The organism is Streptomyces sp. NPDC004266 (genome assembly GCF_042874095.1).
GTDB lineage: Bacteria > Actinomycetota > Actinomycetes > Streptomycetales > Streptomycetaceae > Streptomyces.
Genome location: NZ_JBIAMM010000001.1, coordinates 349,318 through 372,228 on the forward strand (window position 1 = coordinate 349,318; position 22,911 = coordinate 372,228).

Annotated in this window: 21 protein-coding genes; 11 read left to right on the top strand and 10 right to left on the bottom strand. The window is 73.4% G+C overall.

The features are described 5' to 3' along the window. The first annotated feature begins 117 nt into the window (after positions 1 to 117). Entirely contained in the window at positions 118 to 1,278 is a 1,161-nt protein-coding gene (locus tag ACFYUZ_RS01515; protein WP_389305276.1) for a hypothetical protein, read from the top strand. 20 nt (positions 1,279 to 1,298) lie between these two features. On the opposite strand, the gene ACFYUZ_RS01520 is transcribed toward ACFYUZ_RS01515, so the two are convergent. Beyond that, entirely contained in the window at positions 1,299 to 1,733 is a 435-nt protein-coding gene (locus ACFYUZ_RS01520) for a MarR family winged helix-turn-helix transcriptional regulator (protein ID WP_389305277.1), read from the bottom strand. Positions 1,734 to 1,838: 105 nt separating this feature from the next. Here ACFYUZ_RS01520 and ACFYUZ_RS01525 point away from each other — a divergent pair, with 105 nt between their 5' ends. The 5 genes from ACFYUZ_RS01525 (at position 1,839) to ACFYUZ_RS01545 (ending at position 6,749) form a co-directional block, all read left to right on the top strand. Continuing rightward, the gene (locus tag ACFYUZ_RS01525) at positions 1,839 to 2,858 is read left to right on the top strand and encodes an NADP-dependent oxidoreductase (protein WP_389305279.1); all 1,020 of its coding nucleotides are present in this window, start codon (positions 1,839 to 1,841) and stop codon (positions 2,856 to 2,858) included. 64 nt (positions 2,859 to 2,922) lie between these two features. Further along, positions 2,923 to 3,345 carry an organic hydroperoxide resistance protein gene (locus tag ACFYUZ_RS01530; RefSeq protein WP_389305280.1) on the top strand — a complete coding sequence of 141 codons (423 nt, stop codon included), beginning with the start codon at positions 2,923 to 2,925 and terminating at the stop codon, positions 3,343 to 3,345. A 115-nt stretch (positions 3,346 to 3,460) separates the two neighbouring features. Beyond that, positions 3,461 to 5,044, top strand: a complete 1,584-nt coding sequence (locus ACFYUZ_RS01535) for a protein kinase (protein WP_389305282.1) — start codon at positions 3,461 to 3,463, stop codon at positions 5,042 to 5,044. Positions 5,045 to 5,086: 42 nt separating this feature from the next. After that, positions 5,087 to 5,920 carry an EI24 domain-containing protein gene (locus ACFYUZ_RS01540; RefSeq protein ID WP_389305284.1) on the top strand — a complete coding sequence of 278 codons (834 nt, stop codon included), beginning with the start codon at positions 5,087 to 5,089 and terminating at the stop codon, positions 5,918 to 5,920. 10 nt (positions 5,921 to 5,930) lie between these two features. After that, positions 5,931 to 6,749, top strand: coding sequence for a pectate lyase (locus ACFYUZ_RS01545; RefSeq protein ID WP_389305286.1), 819 nt, complete (start codon positions 5,931 to 5,933; stop codon positions 6,747 to 6,749). A gap of 59 nt (positions 6,750 to 6,808) precedes the next feature. Here ACFYUZ_RS01545 and ACFYUZ_RS01550 read toward each other — a convergent pair whose 3' ends face one another. Then, complete coding sequence (locus ACFYUZ_RS01550; RefSeq protein WP_389305288.1) at positions 6,809 to 7,771, bottom strand: LysR family transcriptional regulator; 963 nt, start codon at positions 7,769 to 7,771, stop codon at positions 6,809 to 6,811. 137 nt (positions 7,772 to 7,908) lie between these two features. Between ACFYUZ_RS01550 and ACFYUZ_RS01555 the strand changes: the two genes are divergently transcribed. Next, entirely contained in the window at positions 7,909 to 10,098 is a 2,190-nt protein-coding gene (locus ACFYUZ_RS01555; RefSeq protein ID WP_389305290.1) for a M4 family metallopeptidase, read from the top strand. A 118-nt stretch (positions 10,099 to 10,216) separates the two neighbouring features. On the opposite strand, the gene ACFYUZ_RS01560 is transcribed toward ACFYUZ_RS01555, so the two are convergent. Both ACFYUZ_RS01560 and ACFYUZ_RS01565 read right to left on the bottom strand, forming a co-directional pair. Continuing rightward, positions 10,217 to 10,930 carry a carbon-nitrogen hydrolase family protein gene (locus ACFYUZ_RS01560; RefSeq protein ID WP_389305291.1) on the bottom strand — a complete coding sequence of 238 codons (714 nt, stop codon included), beginning with the start codon at positions 10,928 to 10,930 and terminating at the stop codon, positions 10,217 to 10,219. 32 nt (positions 10,931 to 10,962) lie between these two features. Further along, positions 10,963 to 11,871 carry a LysR family transcriptional regulator gene (locus ACFYUZ_RS01565; RefSeq protein WP_389305293.1) on the bottom strand — a complete coding sequence of 303 codons (909 nt, stop codon included), beginning with the start codon at positions 11,869 to 11,871 and terminating at the stop codon, positions 10,963 to 10,965. A 58-nt stretch (positions 11,872 to 11,929) separates the two neighbouring features. Here ACFYUZ_RS01565 and ACFYUZ_RS01570 point away from each other — a divergent pair, with 58 nt between their 5' ends. Further along, positions 11,930 to 12,736: an NAD(P)-dependent oxidoreductase gene (locus ACFYUZ_RS01570; protein WP_389305295.1), complete on the top strand. Its 807-nt coding sequence runs from the start codon at positions 11,930 to 11,932 to the stop codon at positions 12,734 to 12,736. Here ACFYUZ_RS01570 and ACFYUZ_RS01575 read toward each other — a convergent pair. Continuing rightward, positions 12,733 to 13,308, bottom strand: coding sequence for a TetR/AcrR family transcriptional regulator (locus ACFYUZ_RS01575; protein ID WP_389305297.1), 576 nt, complete (start codon positions 13,306 to 13,308; stop codon positions 12,733 to 12,735). The genes ACFYUZ_RS01570 and ACFYUZ_RS01575 overlap by 4 nt on opposite strands. A 162-nt stretch (positions 13,309 to 13,470) precedes the next feature. Between ACFYUZ_RS01575 and ACFYUZ_RS01580 the strand changes: the two genes are divergently transcribed. Then, positions 13,471 to 15,912 carry a beta-glucosidase gene (locus ACFYUZ_RS01580; RefSeq protein WP_389305299.1) on the top strand — a complete coding sequence of 814 codons (2,442 nt, stop codon included), beginning with the start codon at positions 13,471 to 13,473 and terminating at the stop codon, positions 15,910 to 15,912. 59 nt (positions 15,913 to 15,971) lie between these two features. On the opposite strand, the gene ACFYUZ_RS01585 is transcribed toward ACFYUZ_RS01580, so the two are convergent. After that, positions 15,972 to 16,862 (bottom strand): SGNH/GDSL hydrolase family protein, encoded by an 891-nt coding sequence (locus ACFYUZ_RS01585; RefSeq protein WP_389305301.1) that lies wholly within the window; start codon positions 16,860 to 16,862, stop codon positions 15,972 to 15,974. 258 nt (positions 16,863 to 17,120) lie between these two features. Here ACFYUZ_RS01585 and ACFYUZ_RS01590 point away from each other — a divergent pair, with 258 nt between their 5' ends. Both ACFYUZ_RS01590 and ACFYUZ_RS01595 read left to right on the top strand, forming a co-directional pair. Next, positions 17,121 to 17,615, top strand: a complete 495-nt coding sequence (locus ACFYUZ_RS01590) for a DUF3145 domain-containing protein (protein WP_030693373.1) — start codon at positions 17,121 to 17,123, stop codon at positions 17,613 to 17,615. 65 nt (positions 17,616 to 17,680) lie between these two features. Then, a complete protein-coding gene (locus tag ACFYUZ_RS01595; RefSeq protein WP_389305303.1) occupies positions 17,681 to 19,177 on the top strand; it encodes a PQQ-binding-like beta-propeller repeat protein in 1,497 nt (498 codons plus the stop codon). Positions 19,178 to 19,231: 54 nt separating this feature from the next. Here the strand turns inward: ACFYUZ_RS01595 and fabF are convergent, their stop codons facing one another. The 4 genes from fabF to ACFYUZ_RS01615 form a co-directional block, all read right to left on the bottom strand. Continuing rightward, positions 19,232 to 20,494 (bottom strand): beta-ketoacyl-ACP synthase II, encoded by a 1,263-nt coding sequence (gene fabF / locus ACFYUZ_RS01600; protein ID WP_389305304.1) that lies wholly within the window; start codon positions 20,492 to 20,494, stop codon positions 19,232 to 19,234. Positions 20,495 to 20,588: 94 nt separating this feature from the next. Beyond that, positions 20,589 to 20,837, bottom strand: coding sequence for an acyl carrier protein (locus ACFYUZ_RS01605; RefSeq protein ID WP_389305306.1), 249 nt, complete (start codon positions 20,835 to 20,837; stop codon positions 20,589 to 20,591). 59 nt (positions 20,838 to 20,896) lie between these two features. Then, complete coding sequence (locus tag ACFYUZ_RS01610) at positions 20,897 to 21,928, bottom strand: ketoacyl-ACP synthase III (protein ID WP_356901266.1); 1,032 nt, start codon at positions 21,926 to 21,928, stop codon at positions 20,897 to 20,899. Between the two features lie 18 nt (positions 21,929 to 21,946). Next, entirely contained in the window at positions 21,947 to 22,864 is a 918-nt protein-coding gene (locus tag ACFYUZ_RS01615) for an ACP S-malonyltransferase (protein ID WP_389305308.1), read from the bottom strand. Between the last annotated feature and the right edge of the window lie 47 nt (positions 22,865 to 22,911).

Here is a 22,911-nt window from a genome sequence, read left to right on the forward strand (position 1 = left end):
GATCCTTCCCGAAGCGGGAGAATCACGGCGCACCGCCGTCGACCTGCGGTTTCCACACAGGATCCTCACGTTCGCGCCTACCTGGCGCAGCACCGGGCCGCATAGCCTGCGGGCCCCATGGACTACTGCCACGCGTGCCGGCGGCATCTCAACGGGGCCCTCGCCTGTGCCGGGTGCGGGACTCCCGTCGAGGAACTGCGGTACGAGACCCCCCGCACCGCGGACCCCACCCCGGTCCACGCGCCGGTCCACACCCCGGACCACGGCTACGGAGCCCCGACCCGGCCCGCGATCCACGGCACCCCGGACGGGTTCGCGACCTACGGCGCCCCCGGGGCCTACGACACCCCCGGGACCTACGGCGCGAACGGCCAGGCCGCGGCCTACGGCGCCCCGGGCCAGGCCCCCGCTTACGGCGCCCCGGGCCGCCCCGCGGCCCACGGCGACCCCGACGGGCCCACCGCCTACGGGGAACGGAGCGGGCCCACCGCCTACGGGGAACGGAGCGGGTCCGCCGCCCACGGAGCCCCGAGCCCGCCCGCCCACGACGAACCGTCCCCGGCCGGCGGCGCCGGCGAGGACGATCCGGACCGGCCCGCGCCCGAGCACGTCTACGAGCTGGACGTCCTCGAACCGCCGCACCCGGTCCCCGGTGGGCGCCGCGCCGCCCGGGGCCGCTCCGTCCCGCGGCGGGGGAAGAGGTCGCGCTCGCGTCGGGGCCGTACGGTCCTGGTGGGGACGGTGGGCCTGGTCCTCGCGGCCGGGACGCTGAGCCTGGCGAAGCTCGCCCTGGAGCCGTCGCCGCAGGACGGCGCCGCCACCGCCGTGGAGGAGCTGGAGGTCACCGAGACCCCCCTCTCGCCCGAACCCGTCGAGACCACCGAACCGCCCGACGGATCGAGCCCGGCTCCGGTGACGGACGCGCCGAGCTCCGTCCCCGCGCGCCCCCGCCAGGTGAGCGCAGAGACGGGATCGGGGTCGGGCTCCGGATCGGGCACGGGGCCCGGCACGGGCGCGGGCACGGGCACGGGGGCCGGTACCGGCACGGGTACCGGCCAGGGCGGCGACGCCCCGACCTCCGCCCCGACGACCACCGGACCGGCCTCCCCGTCCGCCACGCCCACCGCGTCCCCGTCCGCGACGGCGAGCGGCCCGACGCCCACCGGCTCGGAGACGCCCGGCGGGCCCACGCCCTCGACCACCGGCCCCACGCCGAGCCGGACCCCGACGCCCAGCCCCACGCCGACGTGCACCCGCTTCCTCTGGTGGTGCGTCTAGGGACCCGGTCCCCGGGGGGACTACGCCACGTCCGCGCCCAGCATCCGCTTCAACAGGTCCCGGAGCAGGGTCCGTTCGGTCTCGGTCAGTTCGCCGAGGGGTTCGCGGGCGAAGTCGAGGGAATCGCGCAGCCGGCGGGCGGTGTCCAGGCCCTCGTCGGTGGGGACGGCCAGCTTGACCCGCCGGTCGTCCGGGTCGGGCCGGCGCTCGACCAGGCCGCGGGCCTCCAGGCGGTCGACGATCCCGGTGATGTTGGACGGCTCGCACTTGAGCTTCTGGGCGATGCGGCGCATCGGCAGCGGGTCGAGCGAGAGCAGGCCGAGGACGCGGGCCTGGGCGCCGGTCAGCGCGTGCTGCGCGGCCGCCTGCTCGTACTCCTCGTAGTAGCGCGCCACGACCGTGCCGATCAGCTCGACGACTTCGAGGGTCAGGGGGTCCGTGCGTGAGGTGGCCATGGGGACGAGTCTACCCAGATGCTTGACAACATGAAATATCCAGGCGCATGGTTGTTTGAGGTAGTGAACCTTTTGCGATCTGAAGCTTTTCTGGAGGCCGTGCTCATGTCCGTTCTTCCCGCGTCCAGCCGTGAGTGGCACCTCGTCGCCCGTCCGCACGGCTGGCCCGTGCCGGCGGACTTCGCCCTGCGCGAGACCCCGGTCGCCGCGCCCGCCGAGGGCCGCATCCTCGTGCGCAACCTGCACTTCTCCGTCGACCCGTACATGCGCGGAAGGATGAACGACGTGAAGTCGTACGTTCCGCCGTTCAAGCTCGACCACCCCATGGACGGCGGCGCGGTCGGCGAGGTCGTGGCGTCCGACGCCGAGGGCTTCGCCGTCGGCGACCACGTCCTGCACGGCCTCGGCTGGCGCGAGTACGCCGACGTCCCGGCCCAGCACGCCACCAAGGTCGACCCGGCGCTCGCCCCCCTCTCCGCCTACCTCGGCGTGCTCGGCATGACCGGCCTCACGGCCTACGCCGGCCTCTTCGAGGTCGCCTCCTTCAAGGAGGGCGACGCCGTCTTCGTCTCCGGCGCGGCCGGCGCCGTCGGCAGCCAGGTCGGCCAGATGGCGAGGCTCCGGGGCGCCTCCCGGGTCATCGGCTCCGCCGGCTCCGACGAGAAGGTCAAGTTCCTCGTCGAGGAGCTCGGCTTCGACGCGGCCTTCAACTACAAGAACGGCCCGGTCAAGGACCAGCTCCGCGAGGCCGCCCCGGACGGCATCGACGTCTACTTCGACAACGTCGGCGGGGACCACCTCGAAGCCGCGATCTCCTCGCTCAACGTGCACGGCCGCGCCACCATCTGCGGCATGATCGCCCAGTACAACGACACCGAGCCGGTCCCCGGCCCGCGCAACATGGCGATGATCATCGGCAAGCGGCTGCGGCTCCAGGGCGTCCTCGTCGGCGACCACTACGGCCTGCAGAACCAGTTCGTCCAGGAGGTCGGCGGCTGGCTCGCCTCGGGCGAGCTGAAGCACCGCGAGACCTTCGTCGAGGGCATCGAGAACGGCGTGGACGCCTTCCTCGGCCTGCTCCGCGGCGACAACACCGGAAAGATGATCGTCTCGACGACCCGCTAGTCTTCCCTCAGCCGTCGCGATCGTGGGCGCGAGTCGCGGCGAACCGAAGAAGGAAGACAACAGCATGTCGATCCAGCAGTCCGACGTCCTGTACACCGCCGTCGCCACCGCCGAGAACGGCCGTGACGGGCGCGTCGCCACCGACGACGGCCAGCTCGACGTCGTCGTGAACCCGCCCAAGGCCATGGGCGGCTCCGGCGCGGGCACCAACCCCGAGCAGCTCTTCGCGGCCGGCTACAGCGCCTGCTTCCAGGGCGCGCTCGGCGTCGTGGCCCGCAACGAGAACGCCGACGTCTCCGGCTCGACGGTCACCGCCGAGGTCGGCATCGGCAAGAACGACGACGGCTTCGGCATCATCGTCAAGATCTCGGCGGCCATCCCGAACGTGGACGCCGAGACCGCCAAGAGCCTGATCGAGAAGGCCCACCAGGTCTGCCCGTACTCCAAGGCGACCCGCGGCAACATCACGGTCGAGCTCGCCGTCTGAGTCACGGACGCGCACACCGGGCGAGGACCGCACCCCGAACCACGGGGTGCGGTCCTCGCCGCGTACGGAGGGCTGCGGCATCATGTCCGTGTCCTGCCGACGGGGGGAGCGAGTGGTGTCGGAGAACGGGTCGGAGCAGACCGGTGGCGAGCTGATCGGCGGGCGCTACCGCCTGGGCGAGCGGCTCGGCCAGGGCGGCATGGGCGTGGTCCGGCGGGCCACCGACGAGCTGCTCGGCCGCCCGGTCGCCGTCAAGACCCTCGCGCTCGACTCCGGCGCCGACCCGGGGGGCGCCCTGCGGGAGGCCCGGGTCGTCGCCCAGATCCGCCACCCCCATGTGATCGTCGTCCACGACGTCGTCGAGCACGACGGCCTGCCCGCCCTGGTGATGGAGCTGGTCGACGGCGGCTCGCTCGCCGACCGGCTGGCGGCGGGCGAGGTGCTGACCCCGCGGCAGGCCGCCCGGCTCGGGCTCGACCTCCTCGACGCGCTGTCCGCCGCGCACGCCCGCGACGTGCTGCACCGGGACGTGAAGCCCGCCAACGTCCTCCTGGAGAAGGACACCGGCAGGGCGGTCCTGACCGACTTCGGCATCGCCAGCCTCCCCGGGGCGACGACCCTCAGCCGGACCGGGGTCTTCATCGGCACCCCGGAGTACACGGCGCCGGAGCGCATGCAGGGCGGCGACGCCGGACCCGCCTCCGACCTGTGGTCGCTCGGCGCGCTGCTGTGCGCGGCGGCCACGGGCACCTCGCCGTTCCGCCGGGACTCGATCGGCGCCGTCCTGCACGCGATCGTGTACGAGGAGATCCGGCCGTCCGAGCGGATGGGACCGCTCGTCCCCGTCGTCCGGGGCCTCCTCGAACGGGACCCGGACCGGCGCCTGGGCGCCGCCGAGGCCCGCCGGATGCTGGCCGCGTGCGCGGCGGGGGAGCCGCCGCCGGTCTCCTCGTACACCCCCACCGCGCGCGAGACCGTCCCCTCCGCCGCCCCGGGCCGCTCCGCCCGCACCCCCGGCACGACCACCGCCGGGGACCCGGGGGCCGGACGCCGGAGCGGCAGGGCCGTACCGATCGTGGCCGCCGCCGTCGCGGTCTGCGTCGCGGTGGCGACCGTGGCGGTCCTGCGCGCGGTCCAGGGCGACCCCGCGACGGGGGCGCCGCCGGCCGCAGGCCCGGGGAGCACCTCGGCCGCGTCGACGCCCGGCCGGAACGCCCCGGCGACCACCCCCGCCCCCGCCGAGTCCGACCCGGAGGCGTACGAGTACCGGGAGGTCACCGACGTCCGCGGGTTCACCGTGACCGTCCCGTACGGCGCGCGCCGCTCCACCGACGGCGAGCGGGTGATCTACACGACCGGCGACGGGGCCGTCAGGGTCGGCATCAGGATCCGGCCGGTCCCGTCCGGCGGGGCGATCGGCGTGATGCGGGCCTCCGACGCGAGCGGCCCGACGGACTATCCGGGGTACCGCGACGCCACCGTCGAGGAGACGACGCACAAGGGACTGCCGGCGGCTCGCTGGGAGTTCGGCTGGAACGGATTCACCCCCGCCGAGGGAGCCCGCCACACCGTCGACGTCTGCTGGGAACAGGACGGCACCCTGTACGACCTGTGGGCGTCCGCCCCGGTGCCGCGCGCGGAGGAGGGCCGGAGCGCCCTCGACACGGCCCTCGACTCCTTCCGCGCGACCGGCGGCTGACCTGCCCCGGAGGCCCTCGGAGGCACCGATAGGGTGGCCCCCATGCGTGATTTCGGGGCGGGTTTCAAGTACTTGTTGCAGGGCCAGAAGTGGGTCGGCGGGCACGGGCGTTGGCTCGGCTTCGGGCTGCTGCCCGGACTCGTGACGCTCGTCCTCTACGCCGGCGCGCTCGTCGGCCTCGGCTACGGCGCCGACGACCTGACCGCGTGGGCGACGCCGTTCGCCGACGACTGGTCCTCGCCCTGGCAGGGCGTCTTCCGCGGCGCGCTGACGGGCCTCGTCTTCGCCTTCGGGCTCTTCCTCGCGGTGATCACCTTCACCGCCGTGACCCTCCTCGTCGGCCAGCCCTTCTACGAGTCGCTCTCCGAGGAGGTCGACCGCAGCGAGGGCGGCGAGGTCCCCGAGTCGGGCCTGCCGCTCTGGCGCGAGCTGTGGATCTCGGCCCGGGACAGCCTGCGGGTCCTGGTGCGCGTCGCGTTCTACGGCGTCCTGCTCTTCGCCTGCGGGTTCATCCCCGTCGTCGGCCAGACCGTCGTCCCCGTCATCGGCTTCTGCGTCTCCGGCTTCTTCCTCGCCGAGGAGCTGACGGCCGTCGCGCTCCAGCGCCGGGGCGTCGAGCTCAAGGAGCGGCTGCGGCTGCTCCGCGGGCGCCGGATGGCCGCCCTGGGCTTCGGCGTTCCGCTGACGCTCGCCTTCATCGTGCCGTTCGTCGCCGTCTTCCTCATGCCGGGAGCGGTCGCCGGCGCCACCCTGATGGCCCGCGACCTGCGCGGCGAGAACGCCGACGGGGACGACGACTCAGAAGAGGACGACCGAACGAGCGGCAACCTTCCTTCCTCCGGTGGCGACCAGGGGGTGCACCACTTCCCCCACTGAGAAGGAACACATGACGTCACACAAGCGGAAGACGGGCCGCCGGCGCGCGGTCGTCGGCGGCCTCAGCGCCCTCGGCATCACCGGCGCGGCCGTCGTCGCCGGCGGGCTGCTCGCCCCGGCGGGCGCGGCGGGAGCCCTCGCGGCCTGGCCGGAGGCGAAGGGCGACAAGCCGGTCGCCACGACCATCGAGGTCTCCGGCACCTACGACGGCAGGCTCAAGCGCTTCCACGGCACCGGTGAGCTCGGCTCGGACGGCCAGGACGAGAGCCAGAAGCCGCTGTTCGTCCTCGAGGACGGCGCCGTCCTCAAGAACGTGGTCCTCGGGACGCCGGCCGCCGACGGCGTCCACTGCCTCGGCAGCTGCACCCTCCAGAACGTCTGGTGGGAGAACGTCGGCGAGGACGCCGCCACCTTCAAGGGCACCTCCGCCTCGTCGGTGTACGCGGTGTACGGCGGCGGCGCGAAGGGCGCCTCCGACAAGGTCTTCCAGTTCAACGGCGCGGGCAAGCTGGTCGTGACCAAATTCCAGGTCTCCGACTTCGGCAAGCTCGTCCGCTCCTGCGGCAACTGCGGGAAGCAGTACGCGCGGACGATCCTGATCAACGACGTGGACGTCACCGCGCCCGGCAGGTCGATCGTCGGGGTCAACGCCAACTACGGCGACACGGCGACCCTGCGGAACATCCGGATCCACGGCGACCCCCGGCAGAAGATCAAGCCGTGCACCCGCTTCACCGGGAACAGCACCGGCAAGGAGCCCGAGGAGACCGGCACCGGTCCGGACGGCACCACCTGCCGCTACTCGGCCGCGGACCTCTCCTACCGGTAGCCCCGGGGGGAGGTGGCGGCCCCGAGGGCCGGTGACGCTTCCCCCACCGCGCCCGGCCCTCAGTCGTCGAGGGCCGGGTGCAGCTCCGGGCGCGCGTCCCACCAGGCCCGGTGGAAGGCGTTGTTGTCCACGTTCGCCAGGTACGCGCGGGCCGCCGCCCGGTACAGCAGCTCCGCCTGCGGGGCCGGCACCGCGGCCCGGTTCCAGGCGAGCCGGATCCGCCCCGTCACCGGGTCGCCCTCCAGGGGGCGGAGGACCGTGCCCTCCGCCGCCGGAGCCGTCGGCTGGCTCATCGAGATCGCCCGGCCGGACGCGATCAGGTCGTAGTGCATCTTGCGGTCGGCGACCCGGTGCCGCAGCGAGGGGGTGAACCCGGCCTTCCCGCAGGCCGCGACCAGCGCCTCGGGGCCGCCGTCGTCGTCCTCCACCAGCGTCATCCAGGACTCGCCCGCGAGTTCGGCGAGCGCGATCCGCTCCCGGCCGGCCAGCGGATGCTCCGCCGAGAGCCGCACGCAGAACGGCTCCTTGGGGACGAGGGTGCGGGCCGTCGTCCCCTCGGGCAGCGGCACCTCGTGGTCGTTGACCTCCCCGTACAGGACGGCGTCGTACCGCCCGACGCCGAGTTGACGGGTCAGCGTCGTCGCCGAGTGCTCCACGGTGACGGCGATCTCCCGCCCCGCCACGACCTGTTCCAGCTCCCCGAGCAGCCGGTCGACGAGGACGAGCAGGATGCAGCCGAGCCGCAGCGGGGTGTGCGGGGCGACGGCCCGGGCCCCGGCGACCAGCGCGTCCATCTCGCCGAGCACGAGCCGCGCCTTGGCCAGTACGAACTCGCCCAGCGGGGTGGGCTCCACACCGTGCCGGCCGCGCAGGAAGAGCTCCCCGCCGGCGACCCGCTCGATGCGCCGCAGCTGCGCCGAGAGGGCCGGCTGCGAGACCCCCAGCCGCCCGGCGGCCCGCCCCAGACTGCCCGCTTCCGCTATCCGGCAGACGGCTTCGAGATGCCTCAACTCCAGCTGCATTTCAGCAGCGTACGCAGCGATGCGCGGGCGCACCATAACCCGCGTCTTATGCCGGATGAGATGTCCCGAACTGGCCATGTCCACGCCCATACTCGGCGCGACGATCCGTCTCCCCCACCCTTGAACGGAGCACGACGTTGTACCCGACCAGACTCACGGCGGCCGCGGCCGCCCTGGCGCTCTCGGCGAGCCTCGCGACCGCCCTCGCCGGACCGGCGACCGCGGCGGCCCCCCAGGCCCTGCCCGTACCCCCGGGGCACGGCAAGGCGCTCGCCCTCGCGGCCGCCGACAAGGCCGCGAGCAGCGGCCTCGACGAGCTGCGGCACGGCGCCGACGAGGACCTCGTCCGGACGTCCGTCACCCCCTGGACGAACGGCCTGTACTACGCCTCGTACGAGCGCACCTACCGCGGTCTGCCGGTCGTCGGAGGCGACGCGGTCGTCGTCTCCGACAGCTCCGGCAAGGTCCGCGAGGTCACCGGCGCCCCCGCCCCCGCCATCAGGCTCTCCACCAAGGCGAAGGTGACGGCCGACGCGGCCCTCGCCACCGCCCGGAAGCAGCTGGCCTCGGTCGAGAGCGCGAGCGCCCCGGAGCTGACCGTGCTCCTCAAGGGCGGCAAGGCCGTCCTCACCTGGCACACCCTGGTCGTCGGCCGGACCGCGCAGGACGCCCCGAGCTCCCTCGACACGTACGTCGACGCGCGCACCGGGTCCGTCGCCCGCGCCACCGACAAGATCCTGCACGCCGACGGCCGCGGCTACCACAACGGCAACGTCACCATCGACACCGCCGCGACCTCCATGACCGACACCACCCGCGGCGGCTTCAAGTGCGGCGGGCAGAACGGCAGCGCCTACACCGGCTCCTCGCCGTGGGGCAACGGCACCGCCAACGACCTGGTGACCGCCTGCGTCGACATCATGTACGCGGCGCAGAAGGAACACTCCATGCTCAAGGAGTGGTTCGGCTACAACGGCCAGAACGGCCAGGGCGGCATGGTCCCGGCCCGCGCCGGCCTGAGCGAGGTCAACGCGTACTACGACGGCACGAAGACGACCTACGGGCGGTCCCAGACCGGCTCCAACCAGCTCACCGGCATCGACGTCGTGGCGCACGAGTACGGCCACGAGATCTTCGACCGGACGCCGGGCAGCTCGGGCTCGTCCAACGAGAACGGCGGCATGAACGAGTCGACGGGCGACATCTTCGGCGCGCTCACCGAGCACTACGCCAACAACCCGAACGACACCCCGGACTACACGGTCGGCGAGAAGGTCAACTTCTTCGGCGACGGCAAGCCGATCCGCTACATGTACAACCCCTCGCTCGCCGACAACGCCCCCAACTGCTACCCGCAGTTGACCTCCGGCACCGAGGTGCACGCGGCGGCCGGCCCGCAGAACCACTGGTTCTACCTGCTCGCCGAGGGCTCCAACCCGGGCGGCGGCAAGCCCAGCAGCCCCATATGTTCCGGCGGGCCCTCCTCCGTGACCGGCATCGGCATCCAGAAGGCCGGCAAGATCTTCATGGGCGCCCTGCTCATGAAGACCTCCTCCTGGAACCACCTCGCCGCCCGCAGGGCGACCCTGACCAGCGCCAAGAACACCTACGGCAGCGCCGAGTGCAACGCCGTGAAGGCGGCCTGGAACGCGGTCGGCGTGCCGGCCCAGTCCGGTGAGACCGACTGCGGCGGCACCACCACGCCGGACTTCTCGCTCGCCCTGAACCCGTCCTCGGGCTCGGTCCAGCCGGGTGCCTCCGTCACCTCCACGGTGAACACCTCCACCACCGGCGGCAGCGCGCAGACCGTGCAGCTCTCCGCGAGCGGCGCCCCGAGCGGCGTCACCGTCTCCTTCAGCCCCTCCTCGGTGACCTCCGGCTCCTCGTCCACCATGACCGTGCAGGTCGCGGCGGGCACCGCCAACGGCACGTACCCGATCACCGTCACCGGCAAGGGCTCCGCCACGCACACGGTGACCTACCAGCTGTCGGTCGGCACCACGACGCCGCCCACCGGCTGCGACAGCACCGAGCACACCTACCAGAGCACCCTGGCCTCCGGTCAGGCCGAGGCCCAGCCGGACGGCTCGTACTACTACTCGGCGACCTCCGGCACCCACGTGGGCTGCCTGCGCGGTCCGGCCGGCACCGACTTCGACCTGTACCTGCAGAAGTGGAACGGGTCGACCTGGGTGGACGTGGCCGTCGGCGGCACGGCGACCTCCGACGAGGACACCAGCTACTACGGCACCGCGGGCTACTACCGGTACGTGGTCCACGCGTACAGCGGCTCCGGCGCCTACACGCTGGGCCTGAGCGCCCCGTAAGGGGATGAGCGCCCCGTAACGGGGGCGGGGCGCCGTCGCGGACCGGGGGTTCCGTGACGGCCGCCCCGGAGGGCCGGACGGTCGTATGTCCCACGACCGTCCGGCCCTTCCTCCGTGCTCAGCCCACCTCGGCGAGCACGAACCCCGGCTCCTCGGGCCCCGCGTCCGCGATCCGCCCGCCGTCCGGGCCCCAGGCCCCGGCCAGGCCGCAGCCCACCCCGTCCTCGTTGGCCCCCAGGACGTTGCCGAGCACCACGTGGAGACCGAAGTCCCGGGCCCGCACCGGATACACCTTCTCGAAGGAGTCGTTGTCGGAGCCGAGCACCGAACTCGCCAGATAGACGGCGCAGCCGTCGGCCGCGGCCCGCTCGGCGAGCTCGGGGAAGCGGTTGTCGTAGCAGGTGGCCAGGGCGAAGCGGACCCCGTCGAGGGCGAACCGTCCGTCGGCCCCGCCCGGTTCGAAGACCTCCGCCTCGATTCCGTACAGGTGCTGCTTGTCGTAGCGCGTGAGGAGCGAGCCGTCGGGACCGATCACGAGCGTGGTGATGCCGAACCCCGAACCGCCGTTCCTCATCGGCCCGTTGACCACGGCCGCCGCACCGGCGGCCCGGCAGGCCTCCCGTACGGGTTCGAGGCGCGGGTCGTCCTCGGTGAGGACCAGGGCGGGCGTGTCCCGGATCAGGGACGGCTCGTACCCGGTGAGCGAGAGCTCGGAGAAGACCACGACCCGGGCCCCCTCCGCCCCGGCCGCCCGGACCAGACCGGCGATGGTGCGGACGTTGGTGTCGATGTCCCCGGCGGCCGGGGCGAACTGGGTGGCTGCGACGATCATGGCGGCCATCCTCTCGCATGGGCATGTAAGGGTCAATGTGGGGTTGAGTCTGTTAGCTCCCGGGCCGTCTCGCGCAGTACGGCGAGGAAGGCGGTCGCCGCGACCGTGGGGGCCGGTGGAGTGGCCGCGCAGATCCGGCGGTACGGGGCGTCCTCCGGGTGGAGCGTGACGAGCGCGACGTCCGGGCGGACCGAGGCCGCCGCGAGCGCCGGCACCAGCGTGACGCCCAGGCCCGCCGCGACCGCGCCGAGCTTGGCGATCCAGTCGTGGGCGAGCAGGCCGGTGCGCGGGCGGAACCCGGCCGCGAGGACCGGGCGGAACAGGGTGTCCTCCAGGCGCTCGTCGCCGACGATCCACTCCTCGTCGGCGAGTTCGGAGAGCCGCACGGCCCGCTGCCCCGCGCGCGCGTGCCCCCGCGCGAGCGCCACCAGCATCGGCTCCTCAAGGAGGTGGTGCAGCGTCACGCCCGGCGGCGGGGGAGCGTCCCGGGGCGGGCCGACCACCGCGAGGTCCTCCTCCCCGGCGGCCACCAGGCGCAGGTGCTTCGCGGAGGGCCCCTCCACCCGGCTGACCGTCACCCCCGGGTGCCGCTCCCGGAACGCGGCCTGCGCGCGCGGCACCAGGGCCGCCGTGGCGCTGGAGAAGGAGCCGAGGCGCAGCAGCCCGCCGTCCAGGGAGCGCAAGGCCCCCAACTCCGCCCGCGCGGTGGCCAGTCGGTCCCGGACCGCCTCCGCGTGCGGAACCAGCACCCGGCCCGCCTCGCTCAGTCGCACCCCGCGCGGCAGCCGCTCGAAGAGCTCGGCGCCGATCTCGTCCTCCAGGGACCGGATCTGCCGCGAGACCGCGGACTGCGTGTAGCCGAGGAGGCGGGCGGCGGCGGTGAAGGAGCCCGCGCGGGCGACGGCGAGGAACACCTCGTACAAGCCATGAGGAACGGGCATGGGAAGCATGCTAGACATTCGCTTGTCGCATGCCGGAGCCGGTCCTAGCGTCGACGGCATGGACAACACCCCGCAGACGATCGCCTTCCTCGGCCTCGGATCCATGGGCCTGCCGATGGCCCGTCGCCTCCTCGACGCCGGACACCCGCTGACCGTCTGGAACCGCACCGCCGCCAAGGCGGACGCCCTCGTCGCCGACGGCGCCGCCCGCGCCGCGACCCCCGCCGAGGCCGTCCGGGACGCCGACGTCGTCGTCACGATGCTCGCGGACCCGGCCGCCGCCCTCGCCGTCGCGGACGAGCTGATCCCCGCCCTGCGCCCCGGCACCCACTGGATCGACACCTCGACCGTCGGCCCGGACACCGTCGCCGCCCTCGCCGCCCGGATCCCCGCCGGGGTCACCCTCCTCGACGCGCCCGTCATGGGCAGCGTCGACCGGGCGGCCGCCGGCGAGCTGCTGATCCTCGCGGGCGGCGACACCGCGCCCGTCGCCGGCGTCCTCGACCGGCTCGGCACCGTCACCCCCTGCGGAGGCCCCGGCGCGGGCGCCGCCCTCAAGCTCGTCCTCATCAACGCCGTCATCGGCGGGGTCGCCCTCGTCGCCGAGGCCCTCGCGCTCGCCGACTCCCTCGGCCTGCCCCGCGAGCTCGCGCTGCGCACCCTCGGCGCGGGCCCGCTCGCCGGCGCCGTCGGCCGGGCCACCGCCACCGGCTCGCACTTCCCGGTCGCGCTGGCCGCGAAGGACGTGGCCCTGGCGACGGCCGCGGCGAAGCTGCCCGTCCTGGAAGCCGTCCACGCGGCCCTGACCGAGGACCCGGACCTGCTCGGCGAGGACCTGGCGGCCCTCGCCCGCCGAGCCTCCTAGGGGGCTTCTCCGTCCCCGCGCAGCAGCCGCAGGAAGTCCCGGAAGGCGCCCGGCATGTCGACCGCCGCGGGGTCCAGGAGCCACTGGTACTGGAGGCCGTCCATCACCGCCGTGAGCAGGGGTGCGGCGCGCTCCGGGGTGAGGCCGCCGGGCAGTCGCTCGCCGAACTCCAGGCGCAGGATGTCCGCCATGTCGGCCCGCACCTGCGCGTACCGCTCGGTGAAGAACTCCCGCGCCGGGTGCCCGTCCGTGACGCTCTCGCCGAGCAGCGCGGAGAAGGTCTGCACGATCCCCGGCCGCATCGCGTTGTACTCGACGAGCGACTCCAGGAGGTCCAGCCGCCAGCCCTCGCGGTCCCGGCCCCCGCTCGTGTCCCAGCGGTCCCGCTCCTCCAGGACCGCGACGAGCAGCGCCTCCTTCGTCGGGTAGTAGTGCAGCAGCCCCTGCTGGGTCAGCCCGACGCGCTCGGCGACGGAGCCGAGGGTGGCGCCCCGGTAGCCGCGTTCGGCGATCACTTCGAGGGCGGCGCGCAGGATGTCCGCGCGCCGCTCCTCACTCCTGGCCCGCACCATCGCCGTGGCCCCCTTCCGCAGGTCCGTCCGTCCGACAGGACCGTACCCGCTCGTCCCGCCCTGCGAGTAACGAAAGGGTAACGTCACCTACCGATCTACAGGTAGGTGGGTGCACGATGTGCGGCATCGGGGTCATCGGCACGTCAACGAGGAGGTACGGCCATGGCGGAGAACACCGCGGAGACCGTGAGGAACGCGGTCGTCGAGGCGGCGCTCGGCAAGCTCGACCTGGACGCCAAGACCCGGCTGCTCGCCGGCCAGGACATGTGGTCCCTGCCCGCCCTGCCGGAGATCGGCCTGAAGTCCCTGGTCATGTCCGACGGCCCCATCGGCGTCCGCGGCGTCCGCTGGACCGCCGACGACCCGTCCGTCGCGCTCCCGTCCCCGACCGCCCTCGCCGCCTCCTGGGACCCCGCCCTCGCCCGCCGGGCCGGACGGCTCCTCGCCCAGGAGGCCCGCCGCAAGGGCGTCCACGTCCTCCTCGCGCCCACGGTCAACCTGCACCGCACCCCGCTCGGCGGCCGCCACTTCGAGGCCTACAGCGAGGACCCGTACCTCACCGGCGTCATCGGCACCGGCTACGTCCAGGGCGTCCAGGACGGCGGCGTCGGCACCACCGTCAAGCACTTCGTCGCCAACGACGCCGAGACCGACCGCTTCACCGTCGACAACAGGATCGCCCCGCGCCCCCTCCGAGAGCTCTACCTCGCCCCCTTCGAGGCCATCGTCGAGAACGCCCGCCCCTGGGGCATCATGACCGCCTACAACCAGGTCAACGGCGTCACGATGACCGAGCACCACCAGCTCGTGAACGAGGTCCTGCGCGGTGAGTGGGGCTTCGACGGCTACAACGTCTCCGACTGGATGGCCGCCCGCTCCACCACCGCCGACATCGCGGGCGGCCTCGACGTCGCCATGCCCGGCCCCACCACCGTCTACGGCCCGGCCCTCGCCGCCGCCGTCCGCGCCGGCGAGGTCGAGGAGTCCGCCGTCGACACCGCCGTACGCAACGTCCTGCGGCTCGCCGCCCGCGTCGGCGCCCTCGAAGGCGCCCCGCCGGTCGTCACCGCCCACCCCGCCGCCATCGACGGCGACGCCCTCGCCCGCGAGATCGCCCGCCGCGGCTTCGTCCTCGTACGGAACGAGAACGCCCTCCCGCTGAAGAACGGCACCGTCGCGCTCTCCGGCGCCGCCGCCCGCGACGCCCGGGTCCTCGGCGGCGGCTCCGCCCAGGTCTTCCCCGACCACGTCGTCTCCCCGCTCGACGGCCTCGCCGCCGCCCTCCCCGAAGGCGCCCTGACCTTCACGATCGGCGCCGACCCCAGCGAGGAACTCGCCCCCGCCGGATCGATCTCACCGGGGTTCGCCCTCCGCGCCCGCTGCCGCGACGCCGCGGGGAACGTCATCGGCGAGGGCTCCCTGCCCAACGGCCAGGTCCAGTGGATCGGTGACGACCTCCCCGAGGGCGTCACCCACGAGGCCCTCGCCTCCATCGAGGTCGTCGGCACCTTCACCCCGCGCGAGTCCGGCGAGCACGCCTTCGGCACCCGAGGCCTCGGCGCCTTCACCCTCACCGTCGCCGGGACGACCGTCTTCGACGGCACCCAGGTCATGGGCCCCGAGACCGACCCCTTCGAGGCCTTCTTCGGCTCCCCGGTCGAGCGCGGCAAGGTCGCGCTCACCGCCGGCGAGACCGTCGAGGTCTCCCTGCTGCACACCCTCGACAAGGAGTTCGCGACCCCGCTCCCGGCCGTCATGTTCTCCTTCGTCCACCTCGGTCCCCGCCGTGACCCCGACGAACTGATCGCCGAGGCCGTCGAGGCCGCCCGCGCCGCCGACACCGCCGTCGTGGTCGTCGCCACCACCGAGCGCGTCGAGTCCGAGGGCTTCGACCGCAAGGACCTCGCCCTCCCCGGCCGCCAGGACGACCTCGTCCGCGCCGTGGCCGCCGCCAACCCGAACACGGTCGTCGTCGTCAACGCCGGCTCCCCGGTCGAGCTGCCCTGGCGCGAGGACGTGGCCGCGATCCTGCTCGGCTGGTTCCCCGGCCAGGAGGGCGGAGCCGCCCTCGCCGACGTCCTCACCGGCGCCGAGGAGCCCGGCGGCCGCCTCCCCACCACCTGGCCCGTCGCCCTCGCCGACGCCCCCGTCACCGAGGTCACCCCGACGGACGGAGAACTGCACTACACCGAGGGCGTCTTCATCGGATACCGCGCCTGGGACAAGGCCGGCGCCGTCCCCGCGTACCCCTTCGGCCACGGCCTCGGCTACACCACCTGGTCGTACGAGTCGCTGGTCGCGACCCCCGACGCGGTCACCGTCCGGATCACCAACACCGGCGACCGCCCGGGCCGCGAGACCGTCCAGATCTACCTGGCCCCCGTGGCGGACCCGGTGGAACGCCCCGCCCGCTGGCTCGCCGGCTTCGCGAGCGTCGCGGCCGCGCCCGGCGAGACCGTCGAGACCCGGATCGCGCTGCCCCGCCGCGCCTTCGAGATCTGGGACGAGGACAAGCACGACTGGACCCTCGTCACCGGGACGTACGAGGTCGTCGCCGCCCGCTCCCTCACGGACGCGCGCCTGACCGCCACTCTGGAGGTCTGACCCGCCCGCACCCCCACGGCCGGCCCCGGGGCGGAACCTGACAACCGCCCCGGGGCCCCTCACTCCTTCGTGATCCGCCGGTACGCCAGCTCCGCGAGCCGCGCCTGCCCGTCCCTGCTCGGATGGAACCAGTCCCAGGGGCTCAACTGCCCGCCGTCGAAGCGGAAGCCGAAGACCGCCCCGCCGTCGTACCGGCAGCGCGCGTCCTTCGCGCAGACCTCCTCCAGGACCCCGTTGTACGCCACCACCCGGTCCCGCACCGCCGCCCGCCGCCGCTCGGCCACCGGTCCCAGGTCCTCCGCGTCCGCCAGCATCGCGCCGCAGATCCCCAGCTTCCACACCTCGAGCCCCATCGGGCTCACCCGCCCCGTCGACCACAGGCGCTTCAGGTCCGGCACGCTCGCCACGTACACCTGCGCCTTCGGGGCGCCCGCCCGCAGCCGGGCGAGGGCCGTCTCGAAGGAGGCGCGGAACTCGGCGACCGGGGTCATGAGGTCCGGGGTGGCCCGGCAGGCGTCGTTCGCCCCCATCATCACCGTCACCAGCTCGGGCTTCTCGGCGGCCGCCCCCGCCATCTGCGCGGGGAGGTCCGCCATCCGCGCACCCGTCCGGGCCAGGTTCCAGCTGCGGGTGGCCACCTTCTCCGGGCCGAGCAGCCGCAGCGCCAGACTGTTGACGGCCCTGTCCGTCCCGGTCGCCCAGGACACCTCGGGGCAGTCCGAGAGGAGGGAGCAGGCGTCGAAGGCGCGGGTCATGGAGTCGCCGACGGCCGCGACGGAGCCGGGGGAGACGTCCCACGCGGGCGTCGGCCTCGGCTTCGGCTTCGGGGCGACCGCCTCGACCGGGGCCTTCTCCGGCTCCCCGGCCGTGCAGCCGGAGAGCACCCCACCGCACAGCAGAGCGGCCGTCGCGGCGGCGACAGCGGTACGGAATCGGCGTCGGCCGCGCATCCCCGGCCCCTCCTTCGGCGTCCTGGCGGGTGAAAGCTTCGTGTTCACCGGCACCCGGACCGACCGTACGTCACACCGATGACGGTGCGGCACGGTAGCTTTTCCCCCGTCGAACCAGAGGCGCCTTTGCCGACCGGCTCCGGTAAATTACATCACGTCACATGCTGTCCCTTTTTTGATGGTTTGCGATGCTCTGCTCCTGATGCTGTTTACTGAGGCCGCTGGGAAGGCGAACCTCGTCCCACACTGGAGGTCCCGGTGACGACACGTGGAGTCCTGTACGTTCACTCCGCACCGCGCGCGATGTGCCCGCACGTCGAATGGGCGGTCGCGGGTGTCCTCGGTGCGAGGGTCCAGCTCGACTGGATCCGCCAGCCGGCGTCCCCCGGCACCTGGAGAGCCGAGTTCTCCTGGCAGGGCCAGACCGGCACCGCCTCCAAGCTCGCCTCCGCGCTCCGCGGCTGGCAGATGCTCCGCTTCGAGGTCACCGCGGAACCCTGCCCCACCGCCGAGGGCGAGCGCTACAGCGCCACCCCCGACCTGGGCATCTTCCACGCCGTCACCGGCATGCACGGCGACATCCTGATCCCCGAGGACCGGCTGCGGGCCGCCCTGGCCCGCTCCGCGCAGGGCGAGACCCAGCTGGAGACGGAGATCGCCAAGCTGCTCGGAAAGCCCTGGGACGACGAGCTGGAACCCTTCCGGTACGCGGGCGAGGGCGCCCCCGTCCGCTGGCTGCACCAGGTCGTCTGACGCCCCCTTCCGACGGGTTGTAGATTCCGCCGGGGTGCGCAGGGGGCGCGCCGGGCGGGAGAGAAGTGACGCGTGACGGTTTGCCGGGCGCCGCGTTCGGCGCGGCGGTGGTCTTCCTGGGGGCGGGGGTCGCGGGGGGTGCCTGGCCGACGGGCCGGGCGGCGCTGGTGAGCGCCCTGGTGTGCGGGGCGCTGGGAGCGACGCTCCTCGCGGTACGACGGGGCCGTGCGGCGGCCCCGGAGGTGCGGGACGCCGTCCCGGAAGCGCCGGGCAAGACCGACGCGAAGCCGGTGCGGCCCGGCCGGTCCTCGCTCGTGGCCGCCGCCCTGGTCTGGGTCCTGGCCCTGCTCGCCGGAGGCGTCTGGGCGCTCGCGGCCGGGGACGACGACGCGGACGGCACGAGGGCGGACGCGCCGCCCACGGCGGAGGCGAAGCCCGCCGCGTCCCGCGACCCCCGGCCGGCCATCGCCTGGACCGTCCCGCCCGCGGGTCAGAAGTACGACGAGGGCGTCGGCGCGTGGGGCCTCGGCTCCGCCGTCGCCCAGGGACGCATCGACGGACTCTTCGCGTACGACGGCGCGAGGGGGAGCGTCCGTTGGAGCGTGGCCGCACCCGCCCGCGAGGCCCTGTGCGCGATGAGCCAGGACGTCGAGGAGGGCGTCGGCCTCATCGCGTACGGACGCCACGAGAAGCCCTGCGCGACCGTGCTCGCCGTCCGCGCCTCCGACGGCAAGGTCATGTGGCGGCGGAAGCTCGGCGGAAAGGGCCTCGCCAGGGGAGCCCTCGGCGTCGGCGGCGCCACCGCCGTCACCGCCGAGGACGACGCCGTACGGGCCCGCTCCACCGAGTCCGGCGACCAGCGCTGGCAGCGGGCGACGCCGAAGGGGTGCGCGACCCTGGCGCTCGACGCCGACGCCACCCGTGCCCTCGTCGTCGAGCAGTGCGGCCGGGGCGCCCGGATCCTCGCCCTCGACACCCGTACCGGCGCCCAGCGGTGGAAGCGGGACCTGCCCGTCGAGTCGGCGGCCCACGCCTCGGTCGTCTCCGTCTCCCCGGTGGTCGTCGCCGTCGACGAGGCGGACGCCCGCGGCACCCACGCCTTCCTGCTCTTCGACGACAGGGGAGCCCCGACCGCGACCGTGCCGCTGAGCGGTCCCGAAGGCGTCCTCTCCGCCCACGGGGACGTCGGCGACGGACGCGCCGTCAGGCCCCTCGTCCGCGACGGCCTCCTGGTCACCTTCGCCGAGAAGGGGTCGATGGTGCCGACCGCCGTCGTCGCGTACTCCCTGAAGGACGGCCGGAAGGCGTGGGTGCACAGCAGCGAATGGCAGACGATGGCCCTCGCCGCCGAGCCCGACGGCCGCGTCGCCTTCCTGGCGTCGGACGCGTCCGTCACGTTCCTCGACGGAGCCACGGGCAAGGCGACCACCGTCCTGGAGCCCGACGCGGACAAGCGGCCGGAGATCTCCATCCGGCCGGAACTGGTCCCCGTGACCGGTGGCCACGTCGTCCTCAACCAGATCCTGTTGCAGGCGGAACCGGCGGCCTTCGCCCTGCGCTGAGCCCACGAAAAGGCCCACCCCGGGCGGGGGTGGGCCTCACGTGTGGAGCGCGGGTCAGACCGTGCGGAACGCCAGGACCACGTTGTGGCCGCCGAAGCCGAACGAGTTGTTGATCGCGGCGATCGTGCCCTGCGGCAGCTCGCGCGGCTCGCCGCGGACGATGTCGGCCTCGACCTCCGGGTCCAGGTCGTCGACGTTGATCGTCGGCGGGGCCACGCGGTGGTGGAGCGCCAGGACCGTCGCGACGGTCTCGATGCCGCCCGCGCCACCGAGGAGGTGACCGGTCATCGACTTCGTCGCGGAGATCGCGACGTGGTCCAGGTCGTCGCCCAGGACCTTCCGCAGCGCCTTGATCTCGGCGACGTCGCCCTGCGGCGTCGACGTGGCGTGCGCGTTGAGGTGGACGACCTCGGACGGCTTGAGGTCCGTGGAGTCCAGCAGGTTCTGCATCGCGGCGGCGATGCCCCGGCCGGTCGGCTCGGGCTGCGCGATGTGGTGGCTGTCGGCCGACAGGCCCTGGCCGAGCACCTCGCAGTAGATGCGGGCGCCGCGGGCCTTGGCGTGCTCCTCGGACTCGAGGATCACGACACCGGCGCCCTCGCCGAGCACGAAGCCGTCGCGGCCGGTGTCGTAGGGACGCGAGGCCTTCGTCGGCTCGTCGTTGTTCTTGGACATCGCCATCATGTTGGCGAAGGCGGCGATCGGCAGCGGGTGGATCGCGGCCTCGGTACCGCCGGCGACGACCACGTCGGCACGGCCGGTACGGATCATCTCGACGGCGTAGCCGATCGCCTCGGCACCCGACGCGCACGCGGAGACGGGGGTGTGGACGCCCGCCCGGGCGTTCACCTCCAGACCCACGTTCGCGGAGGGGCTGTTGGGCATGAGCATGGGCACGGTGTGCGGGGAGACGCGGCGGACGCCCTTCTCCTTCAGCACGTCGTACTGGTCGAGCAGGGTGGTGACACCGCCGATGCCGGACGCGATGACGGAGCCGAGCCGCTCGGGCACGACCGTCCCGTCCTCGCCCGCCGGGGCGGTGTAGCCCGCGTCGGCCCAGGCCTCACGGGCCGCGATCAGCGCGAACTGCGCCGAGCGGTCCAGCTTGCGGGCCAGCGGGCGGGGCAGCACGTCACCGGGGTCGACCGCGGCGAGCGCCGCGATCTGGACGGGCAGTTCGGCGAAGCGCTCGCCCTCCAGGGGCTTGACGCCGGAGCGCCCCGCGAGAAGACCTTCCCAGGTCGACGCGGAGTCGCCACCCAGCGGTGTGGTTGCGCCGATACCGGTGACGACCACGGTGCGATTGGTCGAGCTCACAGGAATTCGTTCTCCATGTGTGTGATGGTCGGAATACGGCGCCACCGCCGGGTGGCGGACCGAGTCAGCGTGGACCGATTCGGCAGGGGCCGAATCAGTCCTGGTGCTTCAGGATGTAGTCGGCGGCGTCGCCGACCGTCTTGAGGTTCTTGACGTCCTCGTCCGGGATCTTGACGTCGAAGCGCTCTTCGGCGGCCACGACGACCTCGACCATGGACAGGGAGTCGACGTCCAGGTCGTCGGTGAAGGACTTGCCGAGCTCGACGTCCTCGACCGGAATGCCGGCGATCTCGTTGACGATCTCGGCGAGACCCTTGACGATCTCTTCCTGGGTGGCGGCCATGGTGGCGCTCCTTCTTGTGTCTGTACTGAGGAAAACGGCTTCCGGAAGGTCCGGAGTGCCTAGGGGAGAGTAACGACCGTCGCGGCGTAGACGAGACCCGCCCCGAAGCCGATGACGAGCGCGGTGTCGCCGCTCTTCGCCTTCCCGGTCGCCAGGAGCCGCTCCATGGCGAGCGGGATCGAGGCGGCCGAGGTGTTGCCGGTGGTCTCCACGTCACGGGCGACCGTGACGTGCTCCGGCAGCTTCAGAGTCTTCACCATCGAGTCGATGATCCGCATGTTCGCCTGGTGCGGGATGAAGACGTCCAGGTCGTCCGCCGTGATGCCGGCGGCGTCCAGGGCCTGCTGGGCGACCTTCGCCATCTCGAAGACGGCCCAGCGGAAGACCGCCTGGCCCTCCTGCGTGATGGCGGGGAACTTGATCTCGCCCTGCTGGTTGAGCGGAAGGTTCGAGACGTCGCCGACCTGGAACTCGTTCCACGGCACGGTCTGCTTGATCGTCTCGGACTTGTCGCCCTCGGAACCCCAGACCGTGGGGCCGATGTGCGGCTCCTCGGAGGGGCCGACGACCACGGCGCCGGCGCCGTCGCCGAACAGGAAGGCCGTCGCGCGGTCCTCCAGATCCGTCAGGTCGCTGAGCCGCTCGACACCGATGACCAGGACGTACTCCGCCGAACCCTCGACGATCATGCCCTTGGCCAGCGTCAGGCCGTAGCCGAAGCCCGCGCAGCCGGCGGAGATGTCGAACGCGGCCGGCTTCCCGGCGCCGATCTTGTCGGCGATCTCGGTGGCGACGGCCGGCGTCTGCTTGAAGTGCGAGACCGTGGAGACGATCACGGCACCGATCTGCTCGGGGGTGATCCCGGCGTCGGCGATGGCCTTGCCCGAGGCCTCCACCGACATGGCGGCGACCGTCTCCTCCGGGGAGGCCCAGTGACGGGTGGCGATGCCGGAGCGCGAGCGGATCCACTCGTCGGACGAGTCGATCTTCTCGAGGATCACCTCGTTCGGCACGACCCGGGTGGGGCGGTAGCCGCCGACACCGAGGATCCGCGCGTACGGGGCGCCCTTGCTGGGCTTGATCTTCGACATGTTTCTCGACACTCCTTGTCAGACGGCCGCGTGCTCGGCGATGAGCGTACGGGCCGCGTCCAGGTCGTCGGGAGTCTTGAGGGCGACCGTGGCCACACCCGGCAGGGCGCGCTTGGCGATCCCGGTCAGGGTGCCGCCGGGGCACACCTCGATCAGCGCGGTCGCGCCGAGCTCCTGGAAGGTCTCCATGCACAGGTCCCAGCGGACCGGGTTCGCGACCTGGCCGACCAGGCGGGCCACGACCTCGGCGCCGTCGGTGACGACCTGCCCGTCCTTGTTGGAGACGTAGCGGGTGACCGGGGCGGCCGGCGACAGCTCCTTCGCGGCCTCCTCCAGCGTCGCCACGGCGGGGGCCATGTGGTGCGTGTGGAAGGCGCCCGCGACCTTGAGCGCGACGACCCGGCGGACGCCCTCGGGCTTGTCCGCCTCCAGGGCGGCCAGCTGCTCCAGGGTGCCGGCGGCCACGATCTGGCCGGCGCCGTTCACGTTGGCGGCGGTCAGGCCGAGCTTCTCCAGGTGCGGGACGGTCACCTCGGGGTCGCCGCCGAGCAGCGCCGACATGCCCGTCGCGGTGATCGCGGCGGCCTCGGCCATCGCGAGACCGCGGGTGCGGACGAGGCGGAGCGCGGCGGTGTCGTCGAGGACGCCCGCGAACGCGGCGGCGGTGAACTCGCCGACGCTGTGACCGGCGACGACGCCGGGGGCCACGTCACCGAGGGCGGCCGCGGAGAGCAGGCCGGCGGCGACGAGGAGGGGCTGGGCCACGGCGGTGTCACGGATCTCGTCCGCGTCCGCCTTCGTGCCGTAGTGGGCGAGGTCGAGCCCGATCGCGTCCGACCAGGCCGCGATGCGGTCGGCGGCGCCGGGGAGTTCGAGCCAGGGGGTCAGGAAGCCGGGCGTCTGGGCGCCTTGGCCGGGAGCGACGAGTACGAGCACCCTCACACTCTCTCTTGGGGACGGCTCCGAGCGCCCGTGAGGACAAG

Bases quoted from the DNA above. Each gene is read 5' to 3' on its own strand.
- ACFYUZ_RS01545 (WP_389305286.1), top strand. From the start codon at position 5,931: ATGACGTCACACAAGCGGAAGACGGGCCGCCGGCGCGCGGTCGTCGGC.
- ACFYUZ_RS01605 (WP_389305306.1), bottom strand. From the start codon at position 20,837: ATGGCCGCCACCCAGGAAGAGATCGTCAAGGGTCTCGCCGAGATCGTC.
- ACFYUZ_RS01570 (WP_389305295.1), top strand. From the start codon at position 11,930: ATGGACAACACCCCGCAGACGATCGCCTTCCTCGGCCTCGGATCCATG.
- ACFYUZ_RS01540 (WP_389305284.1), top strand. From the start codon at position 5,087: ATGCGTGATTTCGGGGCGGGTTTCAAGTACTTGTTGCAGGGCCAGAAG.
- ACFYUZ_RS01580 (WP_389305299.1), top strand. From the start codon at position 13,471: ATGGCGGAGAACACCGCGGAGACCGTGAGGAACGCGGTCGTCGAGGCG.
- ACFYUZ_RS01565 (WP_389305293.1), bottom strand. From the start codon at position 11,871: ATGCCCGTTCCTCATGGCTTGTACGAGGTGTTCCTCGCCGTCGCCCGC.
- ACFYUZ_RS01520 (WP_389305277.1), bottom strand. From the start codon at position 1,733: ATGGCCACCTCACGCACGGACCCCCTGACCCTCGAAGTCGTCGAGCTG.
- ACFYUZ_RS01550 (WP_389305288.1), bottom strand. From the start codon at position 7,771: ATGCAGCTGGAGTTGAGGCATCTCGAAGCCGTCTGCCGGATAGCGGAA.
- ACFYUZ_RS01575 (WP_389305297.1), bottom strand. From the start codon at position 13,308: ATGGTGCGGGCCAGGAGTGAGGAGCGGCGCGCGGACATCCTGCGCGCC.
- ACFYUZ_RS01525 (WP_389305279.1), top strand. From the start codon at position 1,839: ATGTCCGTTCTTCCCGCGTCCAGCCGTGAGTGGCACCTCGTCGCCCGT.
- ACFYUZ_RS01585 (WP_389305301.1), bottom strand. From the start codon at position 16,862: ATGCGCGGCCGACGCCGATTCCGTACCGCTGTCGCCGCCGCGACGGCC.
- ACFYUZ_RS01610 (WP_356901266.1), bottom strand. From the start codon at position 21,928: ATGTCGAAGATCAAGCCCAGCAAGGGCGCCCCGTACGCGCGGATCCTC.
- ACFYUZ_RS01530 (WP_389305280.1), top strand. From the start codon at position 2,923: ATGTCGATCCAGCAGTCCGACGTCCTGTACACCGCCGTCGCCACCGCC.
- ACFYUZ_RS01560 (WP_389305291.1), bottom strand. From the start codon at position 10,930: ATGATCGTCGCAGCCACCCAGTTCGCCCCGGCCGCCGGGGACATCGAC.
- ACFYUZ_RS01515 (WP_389305276.1), top strand. From the start codon at position 118: ATGGACTACTGCCACGCGTGCCGGCGGCATCTCAACGGGGCCCTCGCC.